Below are 22,164 nucleotides of genomic sequence, written 5' to 3' on the forward strand. Positions count from 1 at the left end.
CAGGTATAATCGATATTGTTTTTTAATCTTTTCATTCAAAAGTTCAATTTTTTCTTGCATAAAGCTCTTTATGTAATCAAAGATTTATCGTAAAACAATATTAATTTAGCATCAGGTCAATGTACATATAAGATATATTCTATCATAATACATAACTTTTATAGTATAAAACTATGCTTGCAATAAAGACTAAATCTTAAGTTTTTCAATTATAACAAGAATCTCTAAGGTAACTTGTATATATCCCTTTACATATCATAAATATAGGCTTGAAATTCCATATTAAGACAACCTATTTTCGTTAAGGCAACTAAAGACGTTTGTTGTTCCTGAAACTATGAACAAAAATTTAATATGATTTAGCTTCTTCTTTTAATAACCCTTTATAATTTAAAAATAATGGCCAAATCCACCTATTCATGAGAATTCTTTCAAAAAATTTTAAACAAAAAAATTCAAATATATTTAATTTTTTAGGAACAATTAAGTTCAAAATAGGGGTGTCAATATCCTTTTTTACAATTTTATCTAACTCTTGTTGCATCCAATTTTCAACTATATTCCCCATATGATATGTATAATTGTCTTCTGTCGCTAATCTCCATAAATTATATTTAACTATAGGATTATCTAAAAAGGCACTTACACTAGCTCCTCCCATAGAATGTTTAGAACTTTTAAAACTCTGATTTTTAAAAATTTCACCTCTATACGTACCAACAAAGTGGCCACCACCAATTAAAGCTTTTATACCCGTCTCACTTTCTATAGAAAGATTTTTTTCTAAATGAATAGATTGAAATAGATTGAAATTACCTATACTTTCTGCAAAACGCTGTAAAGCTTTTTTATTTTTCACTTTAGTGAATAACATTTTTGAATTCCAAATGTTTGACAACAATACAGCGCCCGTTTTGTATTTAATTAATTTAGAATTAGGAGTCGTTGTAACAAAACCTGCTTTAGGAAAACCACCAAATACTTTATAAGTTTCTTCTTGCCAACCATTACAAAAAAGCACATCTGAATCGGCAATAGTAATAAATAAAAAATCATGTCCTATAATTCCTTTTAACACAGCGTTTATTTTACCTATTGTAGTCGTTTGTATTAATTCATTAATTTCACCCTTATTGTAAAGTTCTTGCAAATAATTTCTAACCTCCGCACTGCAACCGTTATCTACTATCGTTACAAAAGTAAATTTATGTATCGTTAACTTTAAGGATGTAATACAGTATTTTAGAATTTCTAAACTTTCATTAAAATAATCATTATTATTTGGAATATAAACTGGTAAAATAACCTGATGTGTATAATCAGAATTTATTAAAGTTGTTTTTTTCTTTGGATTAACTCCCTTACGCATAATTGATTATTTTATAAAGGATTTTATAATAATTTTATTTGTTCTCAAGTTAAAAAACCAAAACTTATTAAGTTTAAATAAGTTTTTTATCGTTTTTATAATATCTTTTTTAATCATTTTTGATTGCATATATATAATATTATTTAAAAGGATATGATAATCACCTTTTGAAATATTTACTTTTAAACATACTTTATCTAAAGCCGATTTTAAAAATATAGGTAAATTTAAATATTTTACATTATCTAAAGATATATTATTAGAATGCTTTCTATAATAAGCTAGAGGTTTATCTACATAGTAAAAATTCGTATAAAATGAACACCTAGTCCAATACTCTCTATCTTCACCAGCCGCCGGCATTGTTTCATTAAAAAGGCCAACTTGTTTTACTAGAGATTTTCTTAACATTGGAGTAGGTGTCATTAATGTCCAATTACCCATCATTCTCAACTTAACATTACCATGCTTAACCCTAGAATTACCAGGTCGACCAATAACTTCATTGATTTTAACCCCGTACTCATCAATTACTTCACAATAACTATGGACTAATCCATAATTAGAATTATTCTCTAAAATATCAACTTGAACTTTCAATTTCTCAGGATGCCATAAATCATCATCATCTACAAAAGCAATAAATTCTCCTTTGGCTAAAAATAATCCTTGATTTCTAGGTTTTGCCGGCCCGCCGCTATTAATAATTTTTATATATTTTATTTTACCAAATTGACTACATAATCTCTCATTTTCTGTTGAGTTAGAACCATCATCAACTACAATAATCTCAAAGTTTGTAAAAGTTTGATTCATCACACTTTCAAGAGTTAACTTTAAATAATCAGTGCGATTAAAAGTTGGTATTATGACACTTACTAGCGGATACGACATATTATAAATATTTTATCTTTAATCCTTTTTAAAACACCTCTTAACGTCTGCTTTTTTATCTCGTTAAATTCATCTTGTAAAACAAGCATTTGTTTATAATTTGTATAAAAAACTCCTAAATTTCTTCTAAATAATTTTTCATCTTCTAAAATCTTAATATTATTAAATTCGATGTTATTACTTATTCCTGTTAAATCAAAATAAGAAAGAGCTATAGGAACATGTTTAAAAACAAAAAATCCAGACAAAAAACATTTAAAATAAAAATCTCTATCTGCACTGATCTTATAAGATTCATCATAGCCTCCCATTTTCTCAAAAACTCTTTTACTAAACAATGTGCTTTGATGAGGTAAAGATGATTTCACAAAAAACAAAGGTGTTAGATAATCTGGGTATCGTTTTTCTCCTTTTTCAAATTTATAATCACCATAAACAATGTCTCCTTTAAATTCTACATGATTTAAAAAATTATACAATGCAAATTCATCACTAAAATAATCCCCACTATTAAGAAATAATAAATAATCTCCTGATGCTCTTTTTATTCCTTTATTCATTGCTTCATAAACTCCAGAATCTGACTCGCAGACAGCTATATCAATATCTAATTTATAAGCCTCTAAAACAGACTGACTATCATCAATTGAAAAACCATCAATTACAATATATTCAATATTCTTATATGTTTGAGATATAACACTTTTTATAGTTTTATTTAAACCTAATTTATTGTTGTAATTAATTGTAATTATAGAAATTTTAGATGTATTCATTTATAACTCTGAATAAATTTTTGTATAAGCAAGAGCAACCTTCTCTTCAGAAAATATTTTACTAGCATAATTTGAAATTTCAACCGAATTAAAAATAGTTTTATTTTGAATAAATCTCGTTACTACTTCCTTAAAACTAGAGTCCTCTGAAACTAAATAACCATTAAACCCATTAATTATATGTTCCTTCATCCCTCCTAAATCACTAGCAATAACAGGAGTACCACACATTAAAGATTCTAACATTGTATTTGGTAAATTATCTTCTCTACTTGGCAATAAAAAGGCATCAGCAGCACAATAAAAATTAGCAAGCTGATTTTTATTATTTATTTCTCCTAAATAAGTTATCCCTTTTATTTTATTTTCTGGGGGTTTTCCTATTGCTAAAAATTGACACTCTTTCTCACCTTTCATATCTTTTACAAGATTTATAATTCTATCAAATCCTTTTCTAAAAACTAAAGTGTTTTGAGATACAAATAAAAAGATAATTTTACCAGTTGCCAAGCCCAAATCGAACCTAATTTCTTCTTTATCCATAAACTTAAAAGGCTCTATTGGTATAGTATTATAAATAGTATTAAAACTTGCATTTAGAAACCGCTTACTTTTTTTTACCTCATCTAATAACCATTTGGAGGGAGAAACAATTGCAGCTATTGATGTGTCTTTATAAATAAGTGCTTTATGATTTAAAATTTTATTATTAAATATCAGAGTATTTGGTGAATTTCTAATTTCATCATTTCTATAATGAAAAATACCCATAAAAGGATTCATATCATGTAAAGTCCATAAGATTGGTTTTTCTATATTAAGAAAGAAAGAATCAGAATCAATTATCCCATCAATCCAATGTAAATTAATAATGTCAGCCTCTTTAACTAGAGGGTGTTCTAAAATATTAAAATTGCAATAAGGTAAAGTGGTTATTTCAGCTTCTATTATTTTTGACAAATTAGAATATTCAGCACTTAATTTATCTAAATTACTAGGCCAGATTTTCTTTTTAATTTTTTTTAATAAACTAGCTTTTTTATATTTAAAAAAAGAATTAGAATATTCCAATCCATTGAAATCAAAGGAACAATTTAAAGATAATAGGGCTACATTCAAGTTGTTTTGAGACTGAGCTTTATACAAACGATAAGCGGCTATTCCAGCTCCACCTTTAATTGAATTTGTTATGTGTAATATTTTCATTTATTTCAAACTATACAAATAATTCTCTAATGTAATTTTACCTAAAGTTGATCCATTAGGTGGTAAATACTTAAACCTATTTCCCCCAAATACAAATTCATAAAGTTTCAACATTTTTTTTAATTTGAAAGAAGAAATTTTCTCTATTAAAAAAAGGTAATATACATCAAACAAAATAAAAAAACTAAATCTAAAATCACATTGTTTTAAATAAATATTAAGTGTTTTAAATAAAAAATTAGTTGACTTATTTTTCAAAAATAATTTACAAGTTATTAATGATAACCCATAAACTCTTAATCCAATATCATTATCATATAGCTTTTCTCGTTTTAAAATATCAATCAGACTCTCAAAAAAAATATATTTACTTAACAATATTCCTTTTTTAATTTTACCAGAAGAAATTTTATCATCATTCCCCATTCTAATATAAACATCGGGTATATTTTCTATTTTTTTATATTTTGGTTTTACAGATAAAACCTGAATATAAAATTCTAAATCTTGATGTATTGACAAACTTTCATTCCAATGAATTTTTTTATTTATAAGAAATTTTTTTTTTAGTAAAGTGGCACTAATATTCCAAGGGTAATCGTAACTAATAAAACGTTTCAAATCTCCAGTATTCTTTATTAGAATATTAGGTATTATTTTAGAATTCTCTATATTATTTACAAATAGCTGTGATTGAAAAACTAAAAAATCAACATCGTCATTTTCACCTAAATATATTAACCGATTGTTTATACAATTTAATCTCAATATATCGTCAGAATCTAAAAAAACTAAATACTCCCCTTTACACATCTCAAACCCATAATTACGAGCGGCATTACCGCCTGGTAAGCGATCTGCTGGTCTATGGTGATACTGAAAACGTGAATCCTTAGAGCAATAGGCCTGCATGAGCTCAGCAGTATGATCCGTACTGCCATCATCAACCACAATACCCTCCCAATTCTGATATGTTTGTGCTAATACAGAATCTAACGTTTCACCTATTAAATGAGCGCGATTAAACGTGGGAATAATTATTGAAACAAGGGGATCTGTCATGTTTGTAATTTAAAGGGCTAAATATACAAAGCAAGACCAAAAGGAGGTCTAAAAATAAAAAAAATAAGCCCCCACCAATAAAACTACTAGTGTTCTATAGTATTATTAACTCAATACCTATTATAACTTAAAATTAATGCCTATCCATTTATGTTCCCTTTTCGATAACCAAACTAAAGAAATCGTAGAGGTTCAATAATATATACGAAACCGTATGCCAATGGCATCCAGTTTTTATTTTAAACTTTAATTATTTTAGAATAGTTTTCAACTAACTTATCAATACTAAACAGGTCAAACCGCTTTAAAGAATACTCGCTTATTTCTTTTAAATCAAATTGTTTGTTATATAATTTTATTAGAATCTCTGATAATTGTTTATCATCTCCTTTTTCAAAAAGAGGAATAGGATAGTTTTCGCCAACAACCTCTCTAACTCCATCAACATTTGTTCCTGCAAAAGGCTTTCCCATAGCTAATGTTTCAATGACACTATTAGGTAACCCTTCATTAAGAGTACTTAATACATTGCAGTCGGTGATACTTAACAACTCTATGTTTTGAGCGGCTCTTCCTAAGAACACAACATGAGGTGTTATTCCTAATTCGTTTACTTTATCCTTATAGGCATTCATCATCCCCGCTACTCCTTCGTCTCCAGCAATTACTAATTTAGAATTTGAATTTGTTTGTTCTAAAAAACATTTCCAAGCTCTAAAAACAGTAATGAAATCTTTTTCCTTAAAGAAATTTGCTATTACGGACACCACAAAATCAATAGATTCTACTTGAAAATGTGCTTTCCAATTCTTTTCACCATCAATGGACCTTATGTTTATCCCATTATTTATCGTATAGATTTCTAAATCATATAATTCACCATAAAGTTCCTTAAATTTTATTCTGGCATGATTTGAATTAGCAATGACAGGAGGTTTATTTTGTAATGCCCGTTTGAAATACCAATTTTGCCTAGGTTCACGTTCTTCAACTGTATTTCTGATATGAAAAATTGTTTTTTTAACTCCAGTAAAATTATGTATCGTTCCAAAAAAATAACTTAACTGATTATGATAAGGAATGACATAACTTATTCTATAAAACCTTAAAATAAATGCAGCCTTAAATATTGGCAGATAACGGTTTAATTTCCAAGAATATTTCAACCAATAATCATCTATAATAAATCTTCCATCTATAATCTGAAAATTATTAGATAATAACTCTTTCTCTACAAAAGTAGCTTCATATTTAGACGTCCACAAGAAATATATTTTAGCCCCTTTTTTCTGATAGGCTTTAGCTAAACTTAAAGCTTGTGTTTGTATACCGCCATATGTTAAGTTACTGATTGCAAAAAGAAGTTTAACTTTAGGTTTTGTAAACATATTTTCTATAGATTTAGAAAAGAAATCCAATTCATAATTATTTTATCCATACAATAATTTTGAGCGGTCTCCCATCCTTTTTTAACAATATCATCTCTTCTATCCTGATTAGAAATTTCATTTAAAGCACTAAGCCATTCTTCTGGACTAGTACAAATAAAGCCATTCTCGCCATTATTAATAACTTCTCTATAAGATGTAATATCGCTACAAAGAACAATATTACCTATAGCAAGAGATTGCAAAACCCTATTCGCAGATTTATATTTAGAAGCCTCCTCATTATCTACAGGTATTAAGCTAACAGAATGTTTACTAATGATATCAAATGTTTCTTTATCTCTCCAATTAAACCATTGAATATCTGCCTTTTCATTATTAGACATGGTGCAAATACCCCATTCTAATGTTTTAAACAACAACTTTAATGATTCTATATTTTGTAACCTTGCCTCCGTTAACCAACCAAAATATATTGCCTTTTTATTAGAAACGGGTGTAGGAAGATTTAGAGCAAAATATTCAACAGCATCTGGTATATAGGTTATATTTTTATAAGGGTGCTTACTTTGATATAGTTGAGTTAACTCTGTAGAAGTGCAAATTATATAATCAAAATATTTAACAAGAGAATCTTCACATTTAGGTAAATCGCAATCAATAAATGCGATATGAACCCCTTTAATTTTCAACAAATGCAATAGCCTACTAAGGTCAATATCTTTTCGCTTTTGAAGAATTAATAGATCTCCTTTTTTTAAAATAATAAGTAACCGTAATTTTTGTTTTCGTGTTAACTTTCTGTTTCCTCTATGTATAATTTTTGAACTAATCCCTTTTTGAAGCAAAGCTTCATGTACATTATAACCATGAATCCTTGAACTGCCAGTATTTTTACCACCTACCAACATCCAAAAAACTCTTTTATGTTGCATGATTTTTAATTGAATGTTAATTTTAAACGATCAACCCAGTCCCTTTTATCATCAAAACTAAAGTTAAAAAATTCTATGTCTTTTTTATACTTCTCAAATATTTGACGTTTCATTTTATCTGTATAAAACTTTGAATAATGATTATTGAATTTTTCACCAACCTGAACTTTTCTTTGAAAAAAATCAGCAGATAGTTTTAAATCTTTTGCCAACTCAATTAGTTTATTATCAAGATTACTTTTATCAAAAAAAATTACGTTGTCGTATCGTATAGGTTGAGAATTCAAAAACATATAATCAATTTGGGGAGTTAGATGATCACCTCGATAGGTATCCTCGCCCTTCTTCATAAACCTTAAAAAGTCGTTTTTCGCATTTAAATAATCATTAAAAGAACCCGTAAAATTTTTAGTTGCTCTAAACCAAAACAAATCGGACATTACTTTATCCCAAGTATTCCTAACAACAATAAATTTATAATAAGTGTTCCACTGTTCTTTCGAGATTAATTCAAAATCAATCAGTTCTTGTGGTGTAGCATGTTGCAAATAAACTTTATTAGTATCATCCCATCCAAATAGATTATCTCTATCTAAATCATTATTACTCACATCAATTCCAAATGCGGATTCAATTGATGACCCTGCACATTTTGGAATATGTATGAAAATACATTTATGTTTGTGTGATATCATTTTATATTATTTAATTTCCCATGATTGTTCTGATATAAATACTCCTAAATTCTGTTTTGAAGGTAGTTTTCCTGTTTTAAAAACATCACCTGTCTCAACAACTACTTCACTAAATTTATCATTTTGAAAAAGAACATGCTTTGTATTTAAATCTAAGATTTGTAATCCTACATCATAAAATCCTGGTGACAATTTAAGATTAGGGATGTCACATATAAAACTTTGTATTTTAGTCTCTAAAATTTTATTCACATCGTGGTGATATGTATTTAAAGTAGTAATTAATTTCTCATTGTTATCGAAAAGTTGATATCTAATATTTATTTTAGTTGATTTAGGATCTTTAATTTCTAATTTTAGTTCTAATGAGCATTTTTCCCCTAATAACAAATTAGAATTATTCCTTTTAAAGTCTAAAATATTAAAGTCTAAAATATTACCTTTATCCAATTCAATTGGAAAACTGTTGTCAATAACATTCTCTTTTTTTCTCAAATAAAAACTTACAGCATCCTCCGTGCCTCCTTCAAAAACAGACGTTCCGTTTTCTAAAACAATAGCGCGTGTACACAAGTTCTTTACCGCCGCCATATTATGGCTTACAAACAACACTGTTCTGCCATCTCCTTTAGAAATATCTTGCATTTTCCCAATAGCCTTTTTCTGAAACTCCGCATCACCAACTGCCAATACCTCATCAATGATTAAAATATCGGGTTCTAAAAAAGCGGCTACTGCAAAGGCTAAACGGACCCGCATCCCAGAAGAATACCGTTTTACGGGTGTATCTACATAACGTTGACAGCCTGAAAACTCAATAATTTCGGTTTCTTTGGCTTTTATTTCGGCTTTGCTCATTCCTAAAATCGCTCCATTCAGGTACATGTTTTCTCTCCCTGTTAACTCTGGATGAAACCCTGTACCGACCTCTAATAAGGATGCTATTCTTCCTCTGGTTTTAATCTCACCCGTGGTTGGTATGGTAACACGCGATAGTATTTTTAATAAGGTTGATTTTCCAGCTCCATTTTTTCCTATAATACCGAGCACTTCCCCTTTCTGGACTTCGAAATTAATAGCCTTTAAGGCCCATACATAATCACTATCCGCTTTAGTACTGCGGTCATTAACAGCACCTACTTTCAAGTATGGATCTTCTTTACCACGCATACGCGCCCACCAACGGTTAAGGTCGTGACTTATAGTCCCTGTACCCACTAATCCTAGTCGGTACTGTTTACTAATATTTTCAGCTTTTAAAATGACACTCATTGTTGTTCGTGGTTCGTTATTCGTGATTTGTTTTGTTCTCACTATTCACTACTTACTATTCAAAATTAAACGGTATCAATAAACGTCTTTTCCGTTCTATTGAAAATAATAATTCCAAAAAATAAAATTAGGAACGTGATTAGAACCGTATACGTGATTCCAAAACCATTTATACTTCCTGTTCCTAACAACATAAATCGTGATGTTTCAATAATATAGGCTAATGGATTGTACTCTACCACCCAGGCTATATTGGGTAATTTATCGCGCATTAGCGCTAACGGATACATTACAGCGGATACATACATTAATAGTTGCACCCCGAAACCTACTAAAAATTTTAAATCCCTGTACTTTGTTACCAAACTGGAAATAATCATTCCTATTCCTAAGCCCAATAAGCCCATTAATAGTATTATAAAAGGGAAAAAGATGATGCTGCTGTCTACAGCAATCGCAGCATCATTGCTGTAATAATAGATATAAAAGGCTATGAATATGAGTAATTGAATTCCAAATTTTAATAAATTGGATAGGATAATCGATAAGGGCACAATGATTCGAGGAAAATAAACCTTTCCGAAAATGGCCTCATTGCTTTTGAAAGTGTCACTAGTTGCGGTCAAGCAGGTGCTGAAATAATTCCAGATAGAAATTCCTGCTAAATTGAATAAAAAAGGCGGCACTGTTCCAGTTTCGATATTGGCCACCTTATTAAAAATTAGAGTAAACGTTAGCGCTGTAAACAAGGGCTGTATTACATACCAAAGCGGCCCTAAAACTGTTTGTTTATAAAGCGTGACCACATCTCTTTTTACAAAAAGCACTAACAAATCTCTATAGTGCCATATTTCTTTGAAATTAAAGTCTATCAGTTTCTTTTTTGAAGAAATAGTATATAGCCAAGATTCCTCGTTTAGCTTGCTCAATGTCAGTCTTTTTTTTGATTGGGTAAATATAGTGATTCCCCTGTAATACCGAAAAATAGACTAAAAAATTGTAGGGGGAGCAACACCTCTTTATCTATACACTTGACGCAAAGTATTATTAAGAAAGCAAAAAGATTTTATGATTATTAAAATATTATTTCTAAGTCCTATTAACAAAATCAAACCCACCGTCTAAACTTTCTTTGGCAGTTTAGCCACCTCCCTTTTTCTAAAGGGAGGTGCACATTTGGGATGCTATGATACATGGTTTAAAAAATTAGCGTTTTATTCTATTAGTGCTAAAAAACAGCTATAATAATAATAATAACTCTTCAAGAATAAATACAAATCATGAATATGCCCTCTTATCATGAATATGCCCTCTTACAAAAGCTCCCCTCTTTTTTTAAGAGGGGAATGAATTCACCGAAGACACGTAGGTGAAGAAAGGGGTGTTCAAAAATTCCAAAACAAAACCAAATAATAAATTGAAACTCAAATTATTTTGAAATGATATTTCAAACCCACCGTCTAAACCCTCTGCGGCGGTTTAGCCACCTCCCTTTTTCTAAAGGGAGGTGCACATTTGGGATGCTATGATACGTGGTTTAAAAAATTAGAATTTATTCTCTTAGTGCTAAAAAACAGCTGCTATAATAATCATCTTAAGAATAGGTGTAAATTATAAATATTACCATCTTAAAAAGCTCCCCTCCTTATTTCAAAGCGGGGAATGAATTCACCCAAGGCACGTAGGTGAAGAAAGGGGTGTTTAATTACTCAGATTTATTTCATATTTTTAATACATGCCAATCAAAAAGATACACAGTAAAAAAGAATTACAAGACTACAGGAAGGCCTTAAGGAAAAACCTAACACCTTCAGAAGCTTTTTTATGGAAACATTTAAAGTCAAGACAATTAAGTAATAAGCGTTTCCAAAGACAACATAGCATCGGTTATTATATTGTAGATTTCTATTGTGCTTCTGAAAAGCTCATCATTGAATTAGATGGCGAGGTTCATAATAATCCAAAAGCGCAGGAATACGATGAAAAAAGAACCCACTATTTAGAAAACTTAGGTTATAAAGTCATTCGTTTTGAAAACAAGATGGTTTTTGACTTTCTACCATCTGTTTTAGAGGAAATACAGCTACATTTTAAATCAGATTGATATATATAATCAAACCCACCGTCTAAACCTTCTGCGGCGGTTTAGCCACCTCCCTTTTTCTAAAGGGAGGAGCACATTAAGGATGCTATGATACGTGGTATAAAAAACTAGTGTTTTATTCTCTTAGTGCTAAAAAACAGCTGCTATAATAATCATCTTAAGAATAGGTGTAAATTATAAATATTACCATCTTAAAAAGCTCCCCTCCTTATTTCAAAGCGGGGAATGAGTTCACCCAAGGCACGTAGGTGAAGAAAAGGGGTGTTTAAAAATTCTAAAACAAAACCAAATAATAAAGTGAAACTCAAATTACTTTATGAATATAATTCAAACCCACCGTCTAAACCTTCTTTGGCGGTTTAGCCACCTCCCTTTTTCTAAAGGGAGGAGCACATTTGGGATGCTATGATACGTGGTTTAAAAAATTAGCGTATTACTTTAACTTTAAACACAAGCAATTTACAGCATAAAACTCAAATCACTTTATGAATATAATTCAAACCCACCGTCTAAACCTTCTTTGGCGGTTTAGCCACCTCCCTTTTTCTAAAGGGAGGAGCACATTTGGGATGCTATGATACGTGGTTTAAAAAAACTAGCGTATTACTTTAACTCTAAACACAAGCAATTTACAGCATAAAACTCAAATCACTTTATGAATATAATTCAAACCCACCGTCTAAACCTTCTGCGGCGGTTTAGCCACCTCCCTTTTTCTAAAGGGAGGAGCAGATTAAGGATGCTATGATACGTGGTTTAAAAAACTAGCGTTTTATTCTCTTAGTGCTAAAAAACAGCTGCTATAATAACTCTGCAAGAATAAATACAAATCAGGAATACGACCACCTTATAAAAGCTCCCCTCTTTTTTTCAAAGCGGGAATGAATTCACCGAAGGCCGTAGGTGAAGAAACGGGTGTTTATAAAGCCTTATAATGGGCTACCATTTTTAAAATCCCTTCTTCTAAAGATACTAATTCTCGCCCTAGTAAGGCTTTCATTTTCGTAATATCTGGACATCGGCGTGTCATATCTCCTTCTTTTAATGACGGTAGAAAATTAATTTCTGATTTAGAATTGGTCAGTTCGATGACTTTATTAGCTAAGTACAAAATACTAATTTCATTTTCATTCCCAATATTAAGCACATCGTTAATGTAGGCCTTATCATCTAATGTTTTAATACACGTGTCAATATTATCATCTACATAACAAAATGAACGGGTCTGCTCCCCTTTTCCATAAATAGAAATAGGCTCATTAGCCATTGCTAATTTAATAAACCTTGGCATTACAAAATCGTCACTCTGTTTAGGTCCATACGTATTGAAAAAGCGAAAAATAGTATAATCTAAACCATACTCTTGTTGATAAGCCTTTAAAAAGGCTTCCCCTACATTTTTAACAATTGCGTAAGGCAATCTAGAGTTTAGTGGTGTGGTTTGTTCGTTTTGTGGAATTTCAAAAGGTTCTCCATAAACTTCTGATGAGCTCGAATAAAAAATACGCTCTACCCCTGAATTCTTTGATAATGACAATACATTTTTTAACCCTTCGATATCTTCTAGTACAACTATCGGATGCTCTAAAGTACGCTCTACCCCCACTACAGCTGCTAAATGAAATACATATTTAAATTTGTAGGTCGCAAAAATAGAGATGATGTCGTAATAACTATTAACATCTGCTTTAATAAAGATGATATTATCTCTTACAGGAAGTTTTGATTTGTCACCTGTAGACAAGTTATCGATCACTACAACGGTTACATTAGGTTTTAGTGCTAATTTTGAAGCCATTGCACTTCCTAATTGTCCTGCACCACCAGTGACTAAAATATTTGTCATTGTTTCAATTTTATAATTAGAACTTGGCTATTTGATTGCTATAATTCTTTAAGTAGCACTAAATGTCGTTGAGATTATGACATTAATTGAACGCATCCCAAGTGATTTTCAGCCCTTCTCTAACCGTATATTTTGGTTGATATCCCAAAAGTTGCTGAGCTTTAGAAATATCTGCTAACGAATCTTTAACATCACCTTGTCTAGTAGGTCCATAAATGGCTTCTAATTCTGAGTTGGCTGCCACACGTAACGACTCCCATAAATAGTTGATACTAATGCGTTCTCCACAAGCCACATTAAACACCTCATTCTTAGCGTCCTTTGAGGCAAAAAACCCTTTTACATTAGCTTGTACCACATTGTCTATAAATGTAAAATCTCGGGTCTGTTCTCCATCTCCATTAATTTTAGGAGATGTATCATCTTTAAGCGCTTGCATAAATAAAGGAATCACTGCAGCATACGCACCATCTGGACTCTGTTTGGGACCAAAAACATTGAAATAGCGTAACCCAATCACATCCGTACCGTAGGTTGTGCCAAAAACATCAGCATACAATTCATTCACATATTTTGTGACGGCGTACGGTGATAAAGGTTTCCCAATTGTATCTTCTACTTTTGGTAAGGCTTTGCTATCTCCATAAGTCGAACTCGATGCTGCATATACCATGCGTTTTACGGTTGTACTATCCTTTAATGCGATAAGCATATTTAGAAATCCAGAAACATTCACCTCATTGGTTGTTGCTGGGTCATTAATAGAACGTGGTACGGAACCTAATGCGGCTTGGTGTGCTACATAATCCATATCCTCCATAGCCGTTTTACAGGTCTCTAAATCACGAATATCCCCTTCGATAAGCTCAAAATCGGGATGCTCCATAAATTCTACTAAATTTTTACGATGTCCATTAGAGAAGTTATCTAAGACTCTAACTTTCTTAGCCTTATGTTTTAATAAATACGCGGTAAGGTTGGAGCCAATAAAGCCCGCTCCTCCTGTAATTAGAAAACTTAATTTTGAAAGGTCTGCTGTGTGATGTGGATGAGAATACATTATAATCTTGCGTCTATGGTGTCTATTGGAAGTAACGATTTTACATCGAAAATAACACCGGTTTCTAATTTCAGTTTGGTAAGATCTACGTCTAAAAACTCTTGATGTGCTACCGCCATAATAACCCCATCATAACCGCTACTTAAGTTATCAAAATTACTAATAAGATCAAAACCATATTCATGTTTCACTTCTTCTGGCGAAGCCCATGGATCATAAACATCGATATTAATATCGTAAGTTTCTAATTCCTTAACAATATCGATGACTCTAGAATTTCTTATATCTGGGCAATTCTCTTTAAAAGTAACCCCTAGCACAAGGACTTTAGCCCCTTTAATTGTGGCTCCTTTTTTGATCATCATTTTTACAGTTTCGGTAGCGACATAGCTCCCCATACTGTCATTCATTTTACGCCCCGCTAAAATAATCTCAGGATTATAACCCGATTCTATTGCTTTTTGTGCCAAGTAATAAGGATCAACCCCTATACAATGCCCGCCCACCAATCCTGGTGAAAAGTTCAAGAAATTCCATTTGGTACCTGCCGCCTCTAATACTGCTTTGGTATCAATATCTAACAGTCTAAAAATCTTAGACAATTCATTGACGAAAGCGATATTAATATCGCGTTGCGAATTCTCAATCACTTTAGCAGCCTCTGCTACTTTTATAGAAGGTGCCAAATGCGTTCCGGCAGTAATTACTTTTAAGTACAGCTCGTTAACGCGTTGTGCAATTTCAGGTGTAGACCCTGAGGTCACCTTCAAAATTTTAGTCACTGTGTGTTCTTTATCGCCTGGATTGATACGTTCTGGTGAATAGCCCGCAAAGAAATCTTTATTATATTCTAATCCCGAACACGTTTCTAAAATAGGCACACAAACTTCTTCTGTTGCCCCAGGGTATACGGTAGATTCATAAATCACAATAGCCTCTTTAGACATCACCTTACCAACGGTTTCACTCGCCTTTATTAACGGAGTAAATACGGGCTTATTGAGTGCATCTGTTGGGGTTGGCACTGTAATAATATAGATGTTCGTGTTTGCTAATGTTGCTGCGTCATCCGTAATATAAAGCCCTGTAGAGGCCTTTAGATCCGTAGTTAAAACCGACTTTAAATGCGCATTATCCACTTCCCTGGTTTTATCTAAACCTTCATTTAACTCTTTAATGCGTTGCTTATTAATATCAAATCCGATAACAAAGAATTTTTTAGCAAACTCTACTGCTAAAGGCAAGCCTACATAACCTAGCCCAATAATGGCAATTTTATCTTCTGAATGTATCATGTCTAAAAATGGATTTTAATATGAGTCTCAAATCTAAGTAAAAACTATAATTAAGCACATAATTTTTGTTGATTTTAACCTTATCTGGCCAAATAACTGATTTATTGTATGTTTCTGGAGATTTGTGCTTTGCTAATAGATCCTCCTCATTGATGTACTTTAAACTCGCAGGTCCTGTAATGCCTGGTTTAACATTTAAAATGATACGATCGTCGCCTGTTAAGCCGTCTGCAAAACCTGGAATATCTGGACGCGGCCCTACAAAACTCATATCGCCTTTAAGTACGTTAAACAATTGTGGCAATTCGTTAAGCTTTGTTTTTCTAAAAAAAGCACCTATCCAAGAGGCATGTGTGTTTAAGTGTCCAAGCTTATGATTCCCGTCCTTTAGGGTTCTAATTTTATAGATTTTAAAGGGCTTACCGTATTGACCGATACGCTGTTGTGTATACACCCCCCATTGTTTATTATCCATTGTTGCGATAAGCACAAGGACTGCGATAAAAATAAAAAGTACAGGCAAGAGAAGAAGCACGACACTGACATCAAAAACACGTTTAACAGCAAGTTGTACGCTCGTAATCATGGTCTTATTTCGTTTGTAGTCTTCGGTTTGTAGTTTTCAGTATGCAGTTTTCAGTCTTCAGTATGCAGTTTTCAGTCTTCAGTCCTTAGTCCTTAGTCTTCAGTATGCAGTTTTCAGTCTTCAGTCTTCAGTAGGCAGTTTGGAGTCTCTAATCTCTAGTCTCTAGTCTCTAGTCTCTAGTCTCTAGTCTCTAGTCTCTAGTCTCAAAACTAAAACCTTTTAACAAATTCCTTCACGCGTTTGAATATCGAATGATCATCTTTTTCATGGTAAGCGTTCCCATAAACCCCATAACCGTAACCATAGCCGTAACCATAACCGTAGCCATAACCATAATTACTATTATTTTTATGTCGGTAAAAGTTAAGCACATAACTGACATTTTTAAGCTCTCCCGTACGCTGTTTCGCATTGACCAATTGCAACATTCCCTTTTTTGTATAATCTAAACGCACCATAAAAATAGTCGCATCCGCATATTGAGTCAATTCTAAAGCATCTGTTACCAATCCTAGTGGTGGAGTATCTAAAATAATAACATCATACGTCTCCTTTAACGTCCCTATCAATTCCTTTAAATGATCGCTCATTAATAACTCTGAAGGATTCGGCGGTATCGGTCCTGAAGGAATAAGATCTAAGTTTTCGATATGGGTATGTGTTGTAATTTCTTCTAACGTACCATCACCAATAAGGTAATTGACCACACCTTTGTCATTCTTAATATTAAAGTCATCAAAGATTTTTGGCTTTCGTAAATCTAGTCCTAATAAAATGGTTTTTTTACCCGAAAGCGCATATACGGTGGCTGTATTGATTGACGTAAATGTTTTTCCTTCTCCACTGACCGAAGACGTCACCATTAACGTGTGTGCTTTACCCGCTTCTATTTTTTGATTTTTAAAAATAAATTGCAAACTTGAACGAATTGCTCTAAACGACTCTGCCACGGCAGACTTTGGCTTCTCATAAGCTACCAAATTATTTTTATAGCGGTATTTCCCAACCAATCCTAGAATAGGGATGTTAGACATCCGTGTAATTTCATCAGACCCATGAATGGTATTATCGAGTAAGTAAACAATGAAAATAAGAAACATTGGAGTGAAAAACCCTAACATTAAGCCCATCATATAATTCAAGGATTTGTTAGGTCCTATTAACCCTCCACCGATATCTTTAGCTTCATCTACAATACCAAGATCTGAAATGTTAGCCGCTTTAACAATGGCAGCTTCACTTCGTTTGGCCATGTAAATATTGTAAGCTTCTTGACTTAAATCTAATTGCCTTTGAATCTTTAAAAACTGTTGTTCATCCTCTGGTAAACCACTTAATTTGGCTTCTAAATTCGCGATTTTACGATTTAAAGTGCCAATACCAACTCCAATAGTGCCCTTGGTTGCGTTGATTGTTTCAAGCAATACATTTTTTTCAGAATCAATACGGCGATCTAACTCTTTAAAAAGTCCTGAGCCTTCTTTGGTTGTGTATTCTAAGTTTTGACGTTCTGCCGCTAACTCTACAATTTTGGAAACACTTCTAAGAATGTTACTTTCCTCAATCCCCACACTGGTTGGTGCTGCTATATTGGTATAATCTGTTTTGGTATTTAGATACACCTCTAAATTTCCTAAATAATCAAGCTTAGACGCCTCTTCTTGCTTTGACAATTCAAATTCACGTAATTCTTCTGAAATTTGAGTTATTTCCGTACTGACATCAAACACCTTATTTTCCCTACGGAAGGTATTCATATCGTCCGTGAACCCCTTAAGATTGGTGTTGACTGCCGCTAAACTGCTATCTATAAATTTAATGGTATTGGTGGCGTATAAATTTTTTCGTTCTAATTCGGTTTTACTTAAAATTGCTGAAGTTGCATTTAAATAATCTACAATCTTATCTTTATTATGTCCTGCTAATTGCAGTCTTAAAATATTAGAAGACGACTCTGAAAATGTTCCAATAGCAATCGCTGTTTTATACGTATTGACCACTCCGTCAAAATTGCTAAACTGAAGAAAATATTCTTTACCTGCTTTTATGCTTCGATCGGGTTGAACCACCAAGCGCCCATTAAGAAACGGTAAATTTATAGGTTCTCCACTTTTAAATGTTTTGGTAAAATCACCTGAAGGAACTGTGATTCCAAATTTTGATTTGTCTCCATAGTTTTGCGCTGTTGCCCCATTATCTTCAAAAGCTGTAAAAACCTCAAACTCATTCGCATTTAAAAACCGAATCCCCACCGGGTAATTCAGCACTTGCCCTTTAGATTTATCAATCACAAAACGAAACGGAGCTTTTTTATAAATGTCTATTTTACGATACTTCCCCTCTTCGAGGTACTCCATATAATACTGAAGAGAATCTACCACAATTTCATTATGCGTACGGGTTTTAATCGCCGTCATTATTTTTCCTACCTTACCAGAAACCCCTCCCCAATTGAAAGAAATACTCGTGTTTGCTGTAAAAAAAGGATTTTGATCATTATCTACAGAAATTAAAGCATCTAAACGGTAAACATTTTGTTTTCGAGCATTAATAAAATAAGCAATTAGCAATGCCGTACCGATACATATCAGAACAAACTTCCAAAGGTTTAATACTTTAAAAAGAAACCCTCTAAAGTCAAAACTCATCCCTTGTGCGTCTTGGTCATCTATCTCATCGTAATCTCTCATAGGTCATTATAATCTTGTAAAAAGTAAGATAGTCGTGCTTAATAACGAGACTATCGAAGCAATGGTAGCAATACTAGACACTGCGGTTTCACCCGTACCAAGTGATTTCTGTTTTAAAGGCTTCACATAAATAATATCATTAGGCTGTATGTAATAATAGGGAGACTGCATGACTTTAATATCTGTAAGATCTAAGTGATGTATTTTCTGACCTTGCGGGTATTGCCTAATAATTAAAACATCTTTTTTATTTCCCGTTACCGGAATTTCCCCAACATTAGCTATCGCTTCAAAAATATTAACGCGTTCTGTAAACAGTACTTGACTGCCAGGATTTCCAACCTCCCCATTAGCGGTATAACGCAATCCTGCTAATTTTACCGTCACAAAAATATTAGCCGTTTCTTTAAATTGCTCATCAAGCAATTTGGTTTCAATCTGTTTTTCAATTTCTTCGGTTGTAAATCCTAAAACATTAAGATACCCTAAAGTTGGTATTCTTATATTACCGTGAACATCTACTGTAAAACCATCAAAATAAGCACGCTCAGCACTCCCTGCATTTAAATTCTCGTCCCCTGAAGGGTTTAAAATCGATACCGTTTCTTGATCTAAAGCTTTAACTTTTATATTTAAAATATCATTGATTTGAATGCGGTAAGGTTTCTGCATTTCAGCAAGATTATTAGGAATGCTATCCTTGGTCGCATCTTCCTTTATTTGCAGGTAAACCGTGTCTTTATGTGGAATACAAGAAGACACCACAACACAACTGAATAAAATAATTAAAAGCTTAATAGGCTTCATAGTAACTCTAGGTCTTAGTGGGCAAATATAATCTATCAACACTAATATTAAAACTAATACGATTCTTTTTGGTTTATTTCCGTTCTTTGTAAAAAAACAACTTTGAATTACCTTAACGTAGAAAACATATCCAAGTCTTTTGGGGAATTAGTCCTTTTTAAAGATTTATCATTCAGTATTCATAAAGATCAAAAGATTGCTTTTGTCGCTAAAAACGGGAGTGGAAAAACATCCATCCTTAAAATGTTAGCAGGAAAGGACACTCCAGACGATGGACAAATCGTTGCTAGAAAAGGCTTACGGTTGGCTTTTTTAGATCAAGAACCCGATCTCGATCCTGATCTGACTCTTGAAGAAACCATCTTTGCTTCGGACATTCCGATTTTAAAAATCATTGAAGCTTACGAACATGCTTTAAAGACTCCTGAGGATGCTGATGCGTATCAAAAAGCTTTTGAAGGTATGGATCGTTTTAATGCTTGGGAATTTGAAACCCAATACCAACAAACCTTATCGCAATTAAAACTGGATGACCTTAGCGTTAAAGTAAAAACACTTTCTGGTGGCCAGAAAAAACGTTTGGCTTTAGCACAGGCGCTCTTAAGCAAACCCGACATTCTTATTCTCGATGAGCCTACCAACCATCTTGATTTAGAAATGATTGAATGGTTAGAGGAGTATTTTGCTAAAACCCAACAAACCCTTTTTATGGTGACGCACGACCGTTATTTTTTAGAACGTGTTTGTAATGAAATTATAGAACTCGATCATGGGCAGCTACACACCTACAAAGGAAATTACTCGTATTATTTAGAGAAGAAAGAAGCCCGCATAGAAAACCAAGCGACCGAAGTTGGTAAAGCGAAACAACTCTTTAAGAAAGAATTGGACTGGATGCGTCGCCAACCTAAAGCACGTACTACAAAATCTAAAAGTAGAATTGACGATTTTCATGAAATAAAATCTAAAGCGAGCCAACGTCGTAATGATCACCAAGTGCAATTAGAAATTCACATGGAGCGTTTAGGAAGTAAAATTGTAGAATTCCATAAAGTCTCTAAAGCCTTTAAGAATAAAACCATTTTAAAAGACTTTGAATACACCTTTAAAAAAGGGGAACGTATTGGTATTATTGGAAAAAATGGAACAGGTAAATCCACCTTTCTTAATTTATTGACTGAAAGTCTACAACCTGACGCCGGCAAAGTAGTGATTGGAGAAACCGTTAAAATCGGGTATTATACGCAAGGAGGTATTAAAGCCAAACCCAATCAAAAAGTGATTGATGTTATCAAGGAATTTGGTGAATACATCCCTTTGGCCAAAGGCCGACAAATTAGCGCCCAACAATTATTAGAACGCTTTTTATTTGATCGAAAAAAACAATGGGATTTTGTTGAAAAACTAAGTGGTGGTGAACAAAAACGGCTGTATCTATGTACGGTTTTAATTCAGAACCCTAATGTTTTAATTCTCGATGAGCCTACAAACGACTTAGATATTGTAACCTTAAATGTCCTTGAAGACTTCTTAATGGATTTCCCTGGAGTCCTGTTAGTCGTCTCTCACGACCGTTACTTTATGGATAAGATTGTAGACCATATGTTTGTCTTTAGAGGCGAAGGTGTTGTGGACGATTTCCCTGGAAATTATTCCGATTTCAGAGCTTATGACAGCAGTCAGACTAAGCAGAAGGACATTGAGGTGATCGAAAAAACAGATCATACTAAAGCGGCCAAACAAAACGACGCTAAAAAACTCGATTACAACGAACAAAAAGAATATAAAAACTTAACCTCTAAAATTCGATCTTTAGAATTAGATAAAGCCGCTTTAGAGGGCAAATTCCTTAACCCTGAGTTATCTCAAGACGAGATTACAAAGCTATCCGATCAACTTCAAGTCATTATTGATACCATCGAAGACAAAGAGATGCGTTGGTTTGAATTGTCTGAGAAATTGGAGGAGTAATGAGGTGGTGATGTGGTGAGGTGGTGATGTGGTGAGGTGGTGATGCGGTGAGATGGTGAGGTGGTGAGGTGGTGAGATGGTGAGGTGGTGAAGTGGTGAGATGGTGAAGTGGTGAAGTGGTGAGGTGGTGAGATGGTGAGGTGGTGAGGTGGTTATTTTAATTTAAATGTAAAAAACATTTCAAATCTCAATCAAAGCCTCACCAATT

General features: G+C 32.7%; 18 protein-coding genes. 2 read left to right on the forward strand and 16 right to left on the reverse strand.

Annotation, left to right across the window (positions count from 1 at the left end; translation table 11 throughout):
- Positions 1–349: 349 nt before the first annotated feature.
- The 10 genes from HM985_RS11880 to HM985_RS11925 all read right to left on the reverse strand — a co-directional run bounded on the left by HM985_RS11880 (position 350) and on the right by HM985_RS11925 (position 10,526).
- Positions 350–1,369 (reverse strand): glycosyltransferase family 2 protein, encoded by a 1,020-nt coding sequence (locus HM985_RS11880; RefSeq protein ID WP_179376467.1) that lies wholly within the window; start codon positions 1,367–1,369, stop codon positions 350–352.
- A 6-nt stretch (positions 1,370–1,375) separates the two neighbouring features.
- Positions 1,376–2,263: a glycosyltransferase family 2 protein gene (locus HM985_RS11885; protein ID WP_179376468.1), complete on the reverse strand. Its 888-nt coding sequence runs from the start codon at positions 2,261–2,263 to the stop codon at positions 1,376–1,378.
- The gene (locus HM985_RS11890) at positions 2,248–3,039 is read right to left on the reverse strand and encodes a glycosyltransferase family 2 protein (protein ID WP_179376469.1); all 792 of its coding nucleotides are present in this window, start codon (positions 3,037–3,039) and stop codon (positions 2,248–2,250) included. Before HM985_RS11890 ends, HM985_RS11885 begins: the two co-directional genes overlap by 16 nt.
- Positions 3,040–4,245 carry a glycosyltransferase gene (locus HM985_RS11895; protein ID WP_179376470.1) on the reverse strand — a complete coding sequence of 402 codons (1,206 nt, stop codon included), beginning with the start codon at positions 4,243–4,245 and terminating at the stop codon, positions 3,040–3,042.
- Positions 4,246–5,307 (reverse strand): glycosyltransferase family 2 protein, encoded by a 1,062-nt coding sequence (locus tag HM985_RS11900; protein ID WP_179376471.1) that lies wholly within the window; start codon positions 5,305–5,307, stop codon positions 4,246–4,248.
- A 239-nt stretch (positions 5,308–5,546) separates the two neighbouring features.
- Positions 5,547–6,695 (reverse strand): glycosyltransferase family 4 protein, encoded by a 1,149-nt coding sequence (locus tag HM985_RS11905; RefSeq protein ID WP_179376472.1) that lies wholly within the window; start codon positions 6,693–6,695, stop codon positions 5,547–5,549.
- 5 nt (positions 6,696–6,700) lie between these two features.
- Positions 6,701–7,630 (reverse strand): glycosyltransferase, encoded by a 930-nt coding sequence (locus HM985_RS11910; protein ID WP_179376473.1) that lies wholly within the window; start codon positions 7,628–7,630, stop codon positions 6,701–6,703.
- A 5-nt stretch (positions 7,631–7,635) separates the two neighbouring features.
- A complete protein-coding gene (locus HM985_RS11915) occupies positions 7,636–8,325 on the reverse strand; it encodes a sulfotransferase family 2 domain-containing protein (protein WP_179376474.1) in 690 nt (229 codons plus the stop codon).
- A 6-nt stretch (positions 8,326–8,331) separates the two neighbouring features.
- Positions 8,332–9,597, reverse strand: coding sequence for an ABC transporter ATP-binding protein (locus HM985_RS11920; RefSeq protein WP_179376475.1), 1,266 nt, complete (start codon positions 9,595–9,597; stop codon positions 8,332–8,334).
- Between the two features lie 65 nt (positions 9,598–9,662).
- Positions 9,663–10,526 carry an ABC transporter permease gene (locus tag HM985_RS11925; protein ID WP_179376476.1) on the reverse strand — a complete coding sequence of 288 codons (864 nt, stop codon included), beginning with the start codon at positions 10,524–10,526 and terminating at the stop codon, positions 9,663–9,665.
- A gap of 806 nt (positions 10,527–11,332) precedes the next feature.
- On the opposite strand from HM985_RS11925, the gene HM985_RS11930 reads away from it, so the two are divergent.
- Positions 11,333–11,701, forward strand: a complete 369-nt coding sequence (locus HM985_RS11930; RefSeq protein WP_179376477.1) for an endonuclease domain-containing protein — start codon at positions 11,333–11,335, stop codon at positions 11,699–11,701.
- 919 nt (positions 11,702–12,620) lie between these two features.
- On the opposite strand, the gene HM985_RS11935 is transcribed toward HM985_RS11930, so the two are convergent.
- From HM985_RS11935 to HM985_RS11960, 6 genes are all read right to left on the reverse strand, one after another.
- The gene (locus tag HM985_RS11935; protein ID WP_179376478.1) at positions 12,621–13,547 is read right to left on the reverse strand and encodes an NAD-dependent epimerase/dehydratase family protein; all 927 of its coding nucleotides are present in this window, start codon (positions 13,545–13,547) and stop codon (positions 12,621–12,623) included.
- An 82-nt stretch (positions 13,548–13,629) separates the two neighbouring features.
- A complete protein-coding gene (locus HM985_RS11940; RefSeq protein ID WP_179376479.1) occupies positions 13,630–14,607 on the reverse strand; it encodes an SDR family oxidoreductase in 978 nt (325 codons plus the stop codon).
- On the reverse strand, positions 14,607–15,902 hold the full coding sequence (locus HM985_RS11945; protein WP_179376480.1) for a nucleotide sugar dehydrogenase: 1,296 nt from the start codon (positions 15,900–15,902) through the stop codon (positions 14,607–14,609). The genes HM985_RS11940 and HM985_RS11945 overlap by 1 nt, the downstream gene beginning before the upstream one ends.
- Complete coding sequence (locus HM985_RS11950; protein ID WP_179376481.1) at positions 15,883–16,488, reverse strand: sugar transferase; 606 nt, start codon at positions 16,486–16,488, stop codon at positions 15,883–15,885. Before HM985_RS11950 ends, HM985_RS11945 begins: the two co-directional genes overlap by 20 nt.
- A 209-nt stretch (positions 16,489–16,697) precedes the next feature.
- Positions 16,698–19,178 carry a polysaccharide biosynthesis tyrosine autokinase gene (locus tag HM985_RS11955; RefSeq protein ID WP_179376482.1) on the reverse strand — a complete coding sequence of 827 codons (2,481 nt, stop codon included), beginning with the start codon at positions 19,176–19,178 and terminating at the stop codon, positions 16,698–16,700.
- Between the two features lie 6 nt (positions 19,179–19,184).
- On the reverse strand, positions 19,185–19,985 hold the full coding sequence (locus HM985_RS11960; protein WP_179376483.1) for a polysaccharide biosynthesis/export family protein: 801 nt from the start codon (positions 19,983–19,985) through the stop codon (positions 19,185–19,187).
- A 102-nt stretch (positions 19,986–20,087) separates the two neighbouring features.
- Here HM985_RS11960 and HM985_RS11965 point away from each other — a divergent pair, with 102 nt between their 5' ends.
- On the forward strand, positions 20,088–21,956 hold the full coding sequence (locus tag HM985_RS11965; RefSeq protein ID WP_179376484.1) for an ABC-F family ATP-binding cassette domain-containing protein: 1,869 nt from the start codon (positions 20,088–20,090) through the stop codon (positions 21,954–21,956).
- Positions 21,957–22,164: the final 208 nt, after the last annotated feature.

This window comes from Winogradskyella wichelsiae (assembly GCF_013403925.1).
Classification (GTDB): domain Bacteria; phylum Bacteroidota; class Bacteroidia; order Flavobacteriales; family Flavobacteriaceae; genus Winogradskyella; species Winogradskyella wichelsiae.

Excerpts from the sequence above, each read along its gene's own strand:
- HM985_RS11895 (WP_179376470.1), bottom strand. The coding sequence starts at position 4,245 with ATGAAAATATTACACATAACAAATTCAATTAAAGGTGGAGCTGGAATA.
- HM985_RS11960 (WP_179376483.1), bottom strand. The coding sequence starts at position 19,985 with ATGAAGCCTATTAAGCTTTTAATTATTTTATTCAGTTGTGTTGTGGTG.
- HM985_RS11890 (WP_179376469.1), bottom strand. The coding sequence starts at position 3,039 with ATGAATACATCTAAAATTTCTATAATTACAATTAATTACAACAATAAA.
- HM985_RS11940 (WP_179376479.1), bottom strand. The coding sequence starts at position 14,607 with ATGTATTCTCATCCACATCACACAGCAGACCTTTCAAAATTAAGTTTT.
- HM985_RS11910 (WP_179376473.1), bottom strand. The coding sequence starts at position 7,630 with ATGCAACATAAAAGAGTTTTTTGGATGTTGGTAGGTGGTAAAAATACT.
- HM985_RS11900 (WP_179376471.1), bottom strand. The coding sequence starts at position 5,307 with ATGACAGATCCCCTTGTTTCAATAATTATTCCCACGTTTAATCGCGCT.
- HM985_RS11885 (WP_179376468.1), bottom strand. The coding sequence starts at position 2,263 with ATGTCGTATCCGCTAGTAAGTGTCATAATACCAACTTTTAATCGCACT.
- HM985_RS11950 (WP_179376481.1), bottom strand. The coding sequence starts at position 16,488 with ATGATTACGAGCGTACAACTTGCTGTTAAACGTGTTTTTGATGTCAGT.
- HM985_RS11880 (WP_179376467.1), bottom strand. The coding sequence starts at position 1,369 with ATGCGTAAGGGAGTTAATCCAAAGAAAAAAACAACTTTAATAAATTCT.
- HM985_RS11905 (WP_179376472.1), bottom strand. The coding sequence starts at position 6,695 with ATGTTTACAAAACCTAAAGTTAAACTTCTTTTTGCAATCAGTAACTTA.
- HM985_RS11935 (WP_179376478.1), bottom strand. The coding sequence starts at position 13,547 with ATGACAAATATTTTAGTCACTGGTGGTGCAGGACAATTAGGAAGTGCA.
- HM985_RS11945 (WP_179376480.1), bottom strand. The coding sequence starts at position 15,902 with ATGATACATTCAGAAGATAAAATTGCCATTATTGGGCTAGGTTATGTA.
- HM985_RS11920 (WP_179376475.1), bottom strand. The coding sequence starts at position 9,597 with ATGAGTGTCATTTTAAAAGCTGAAAATATTAGTAAACAGTACCGACTA.
- HM985_RS11955 (WP_179376482.1), bottom strand. The coding sequence starts at position 19,178 with ATGAGAGATTACGATGAGATAGATGACCAAGACGCACAAGGGATGAGT.
- HM985_RS11930 (WP_179376477.1), top strand. The coding sequence starts at position 11,333 with ATGCCAATCAAAAAGATACACAGTAAAAAAGAATTACAAGACTACAGG.
- HM985_RS11915 (WP_179376474.1), bottom strand. The coding sequence starts at position 8,325 with ATGATATCACACAAACATAAATGTATTTTCATACATATTCCAAAATGT.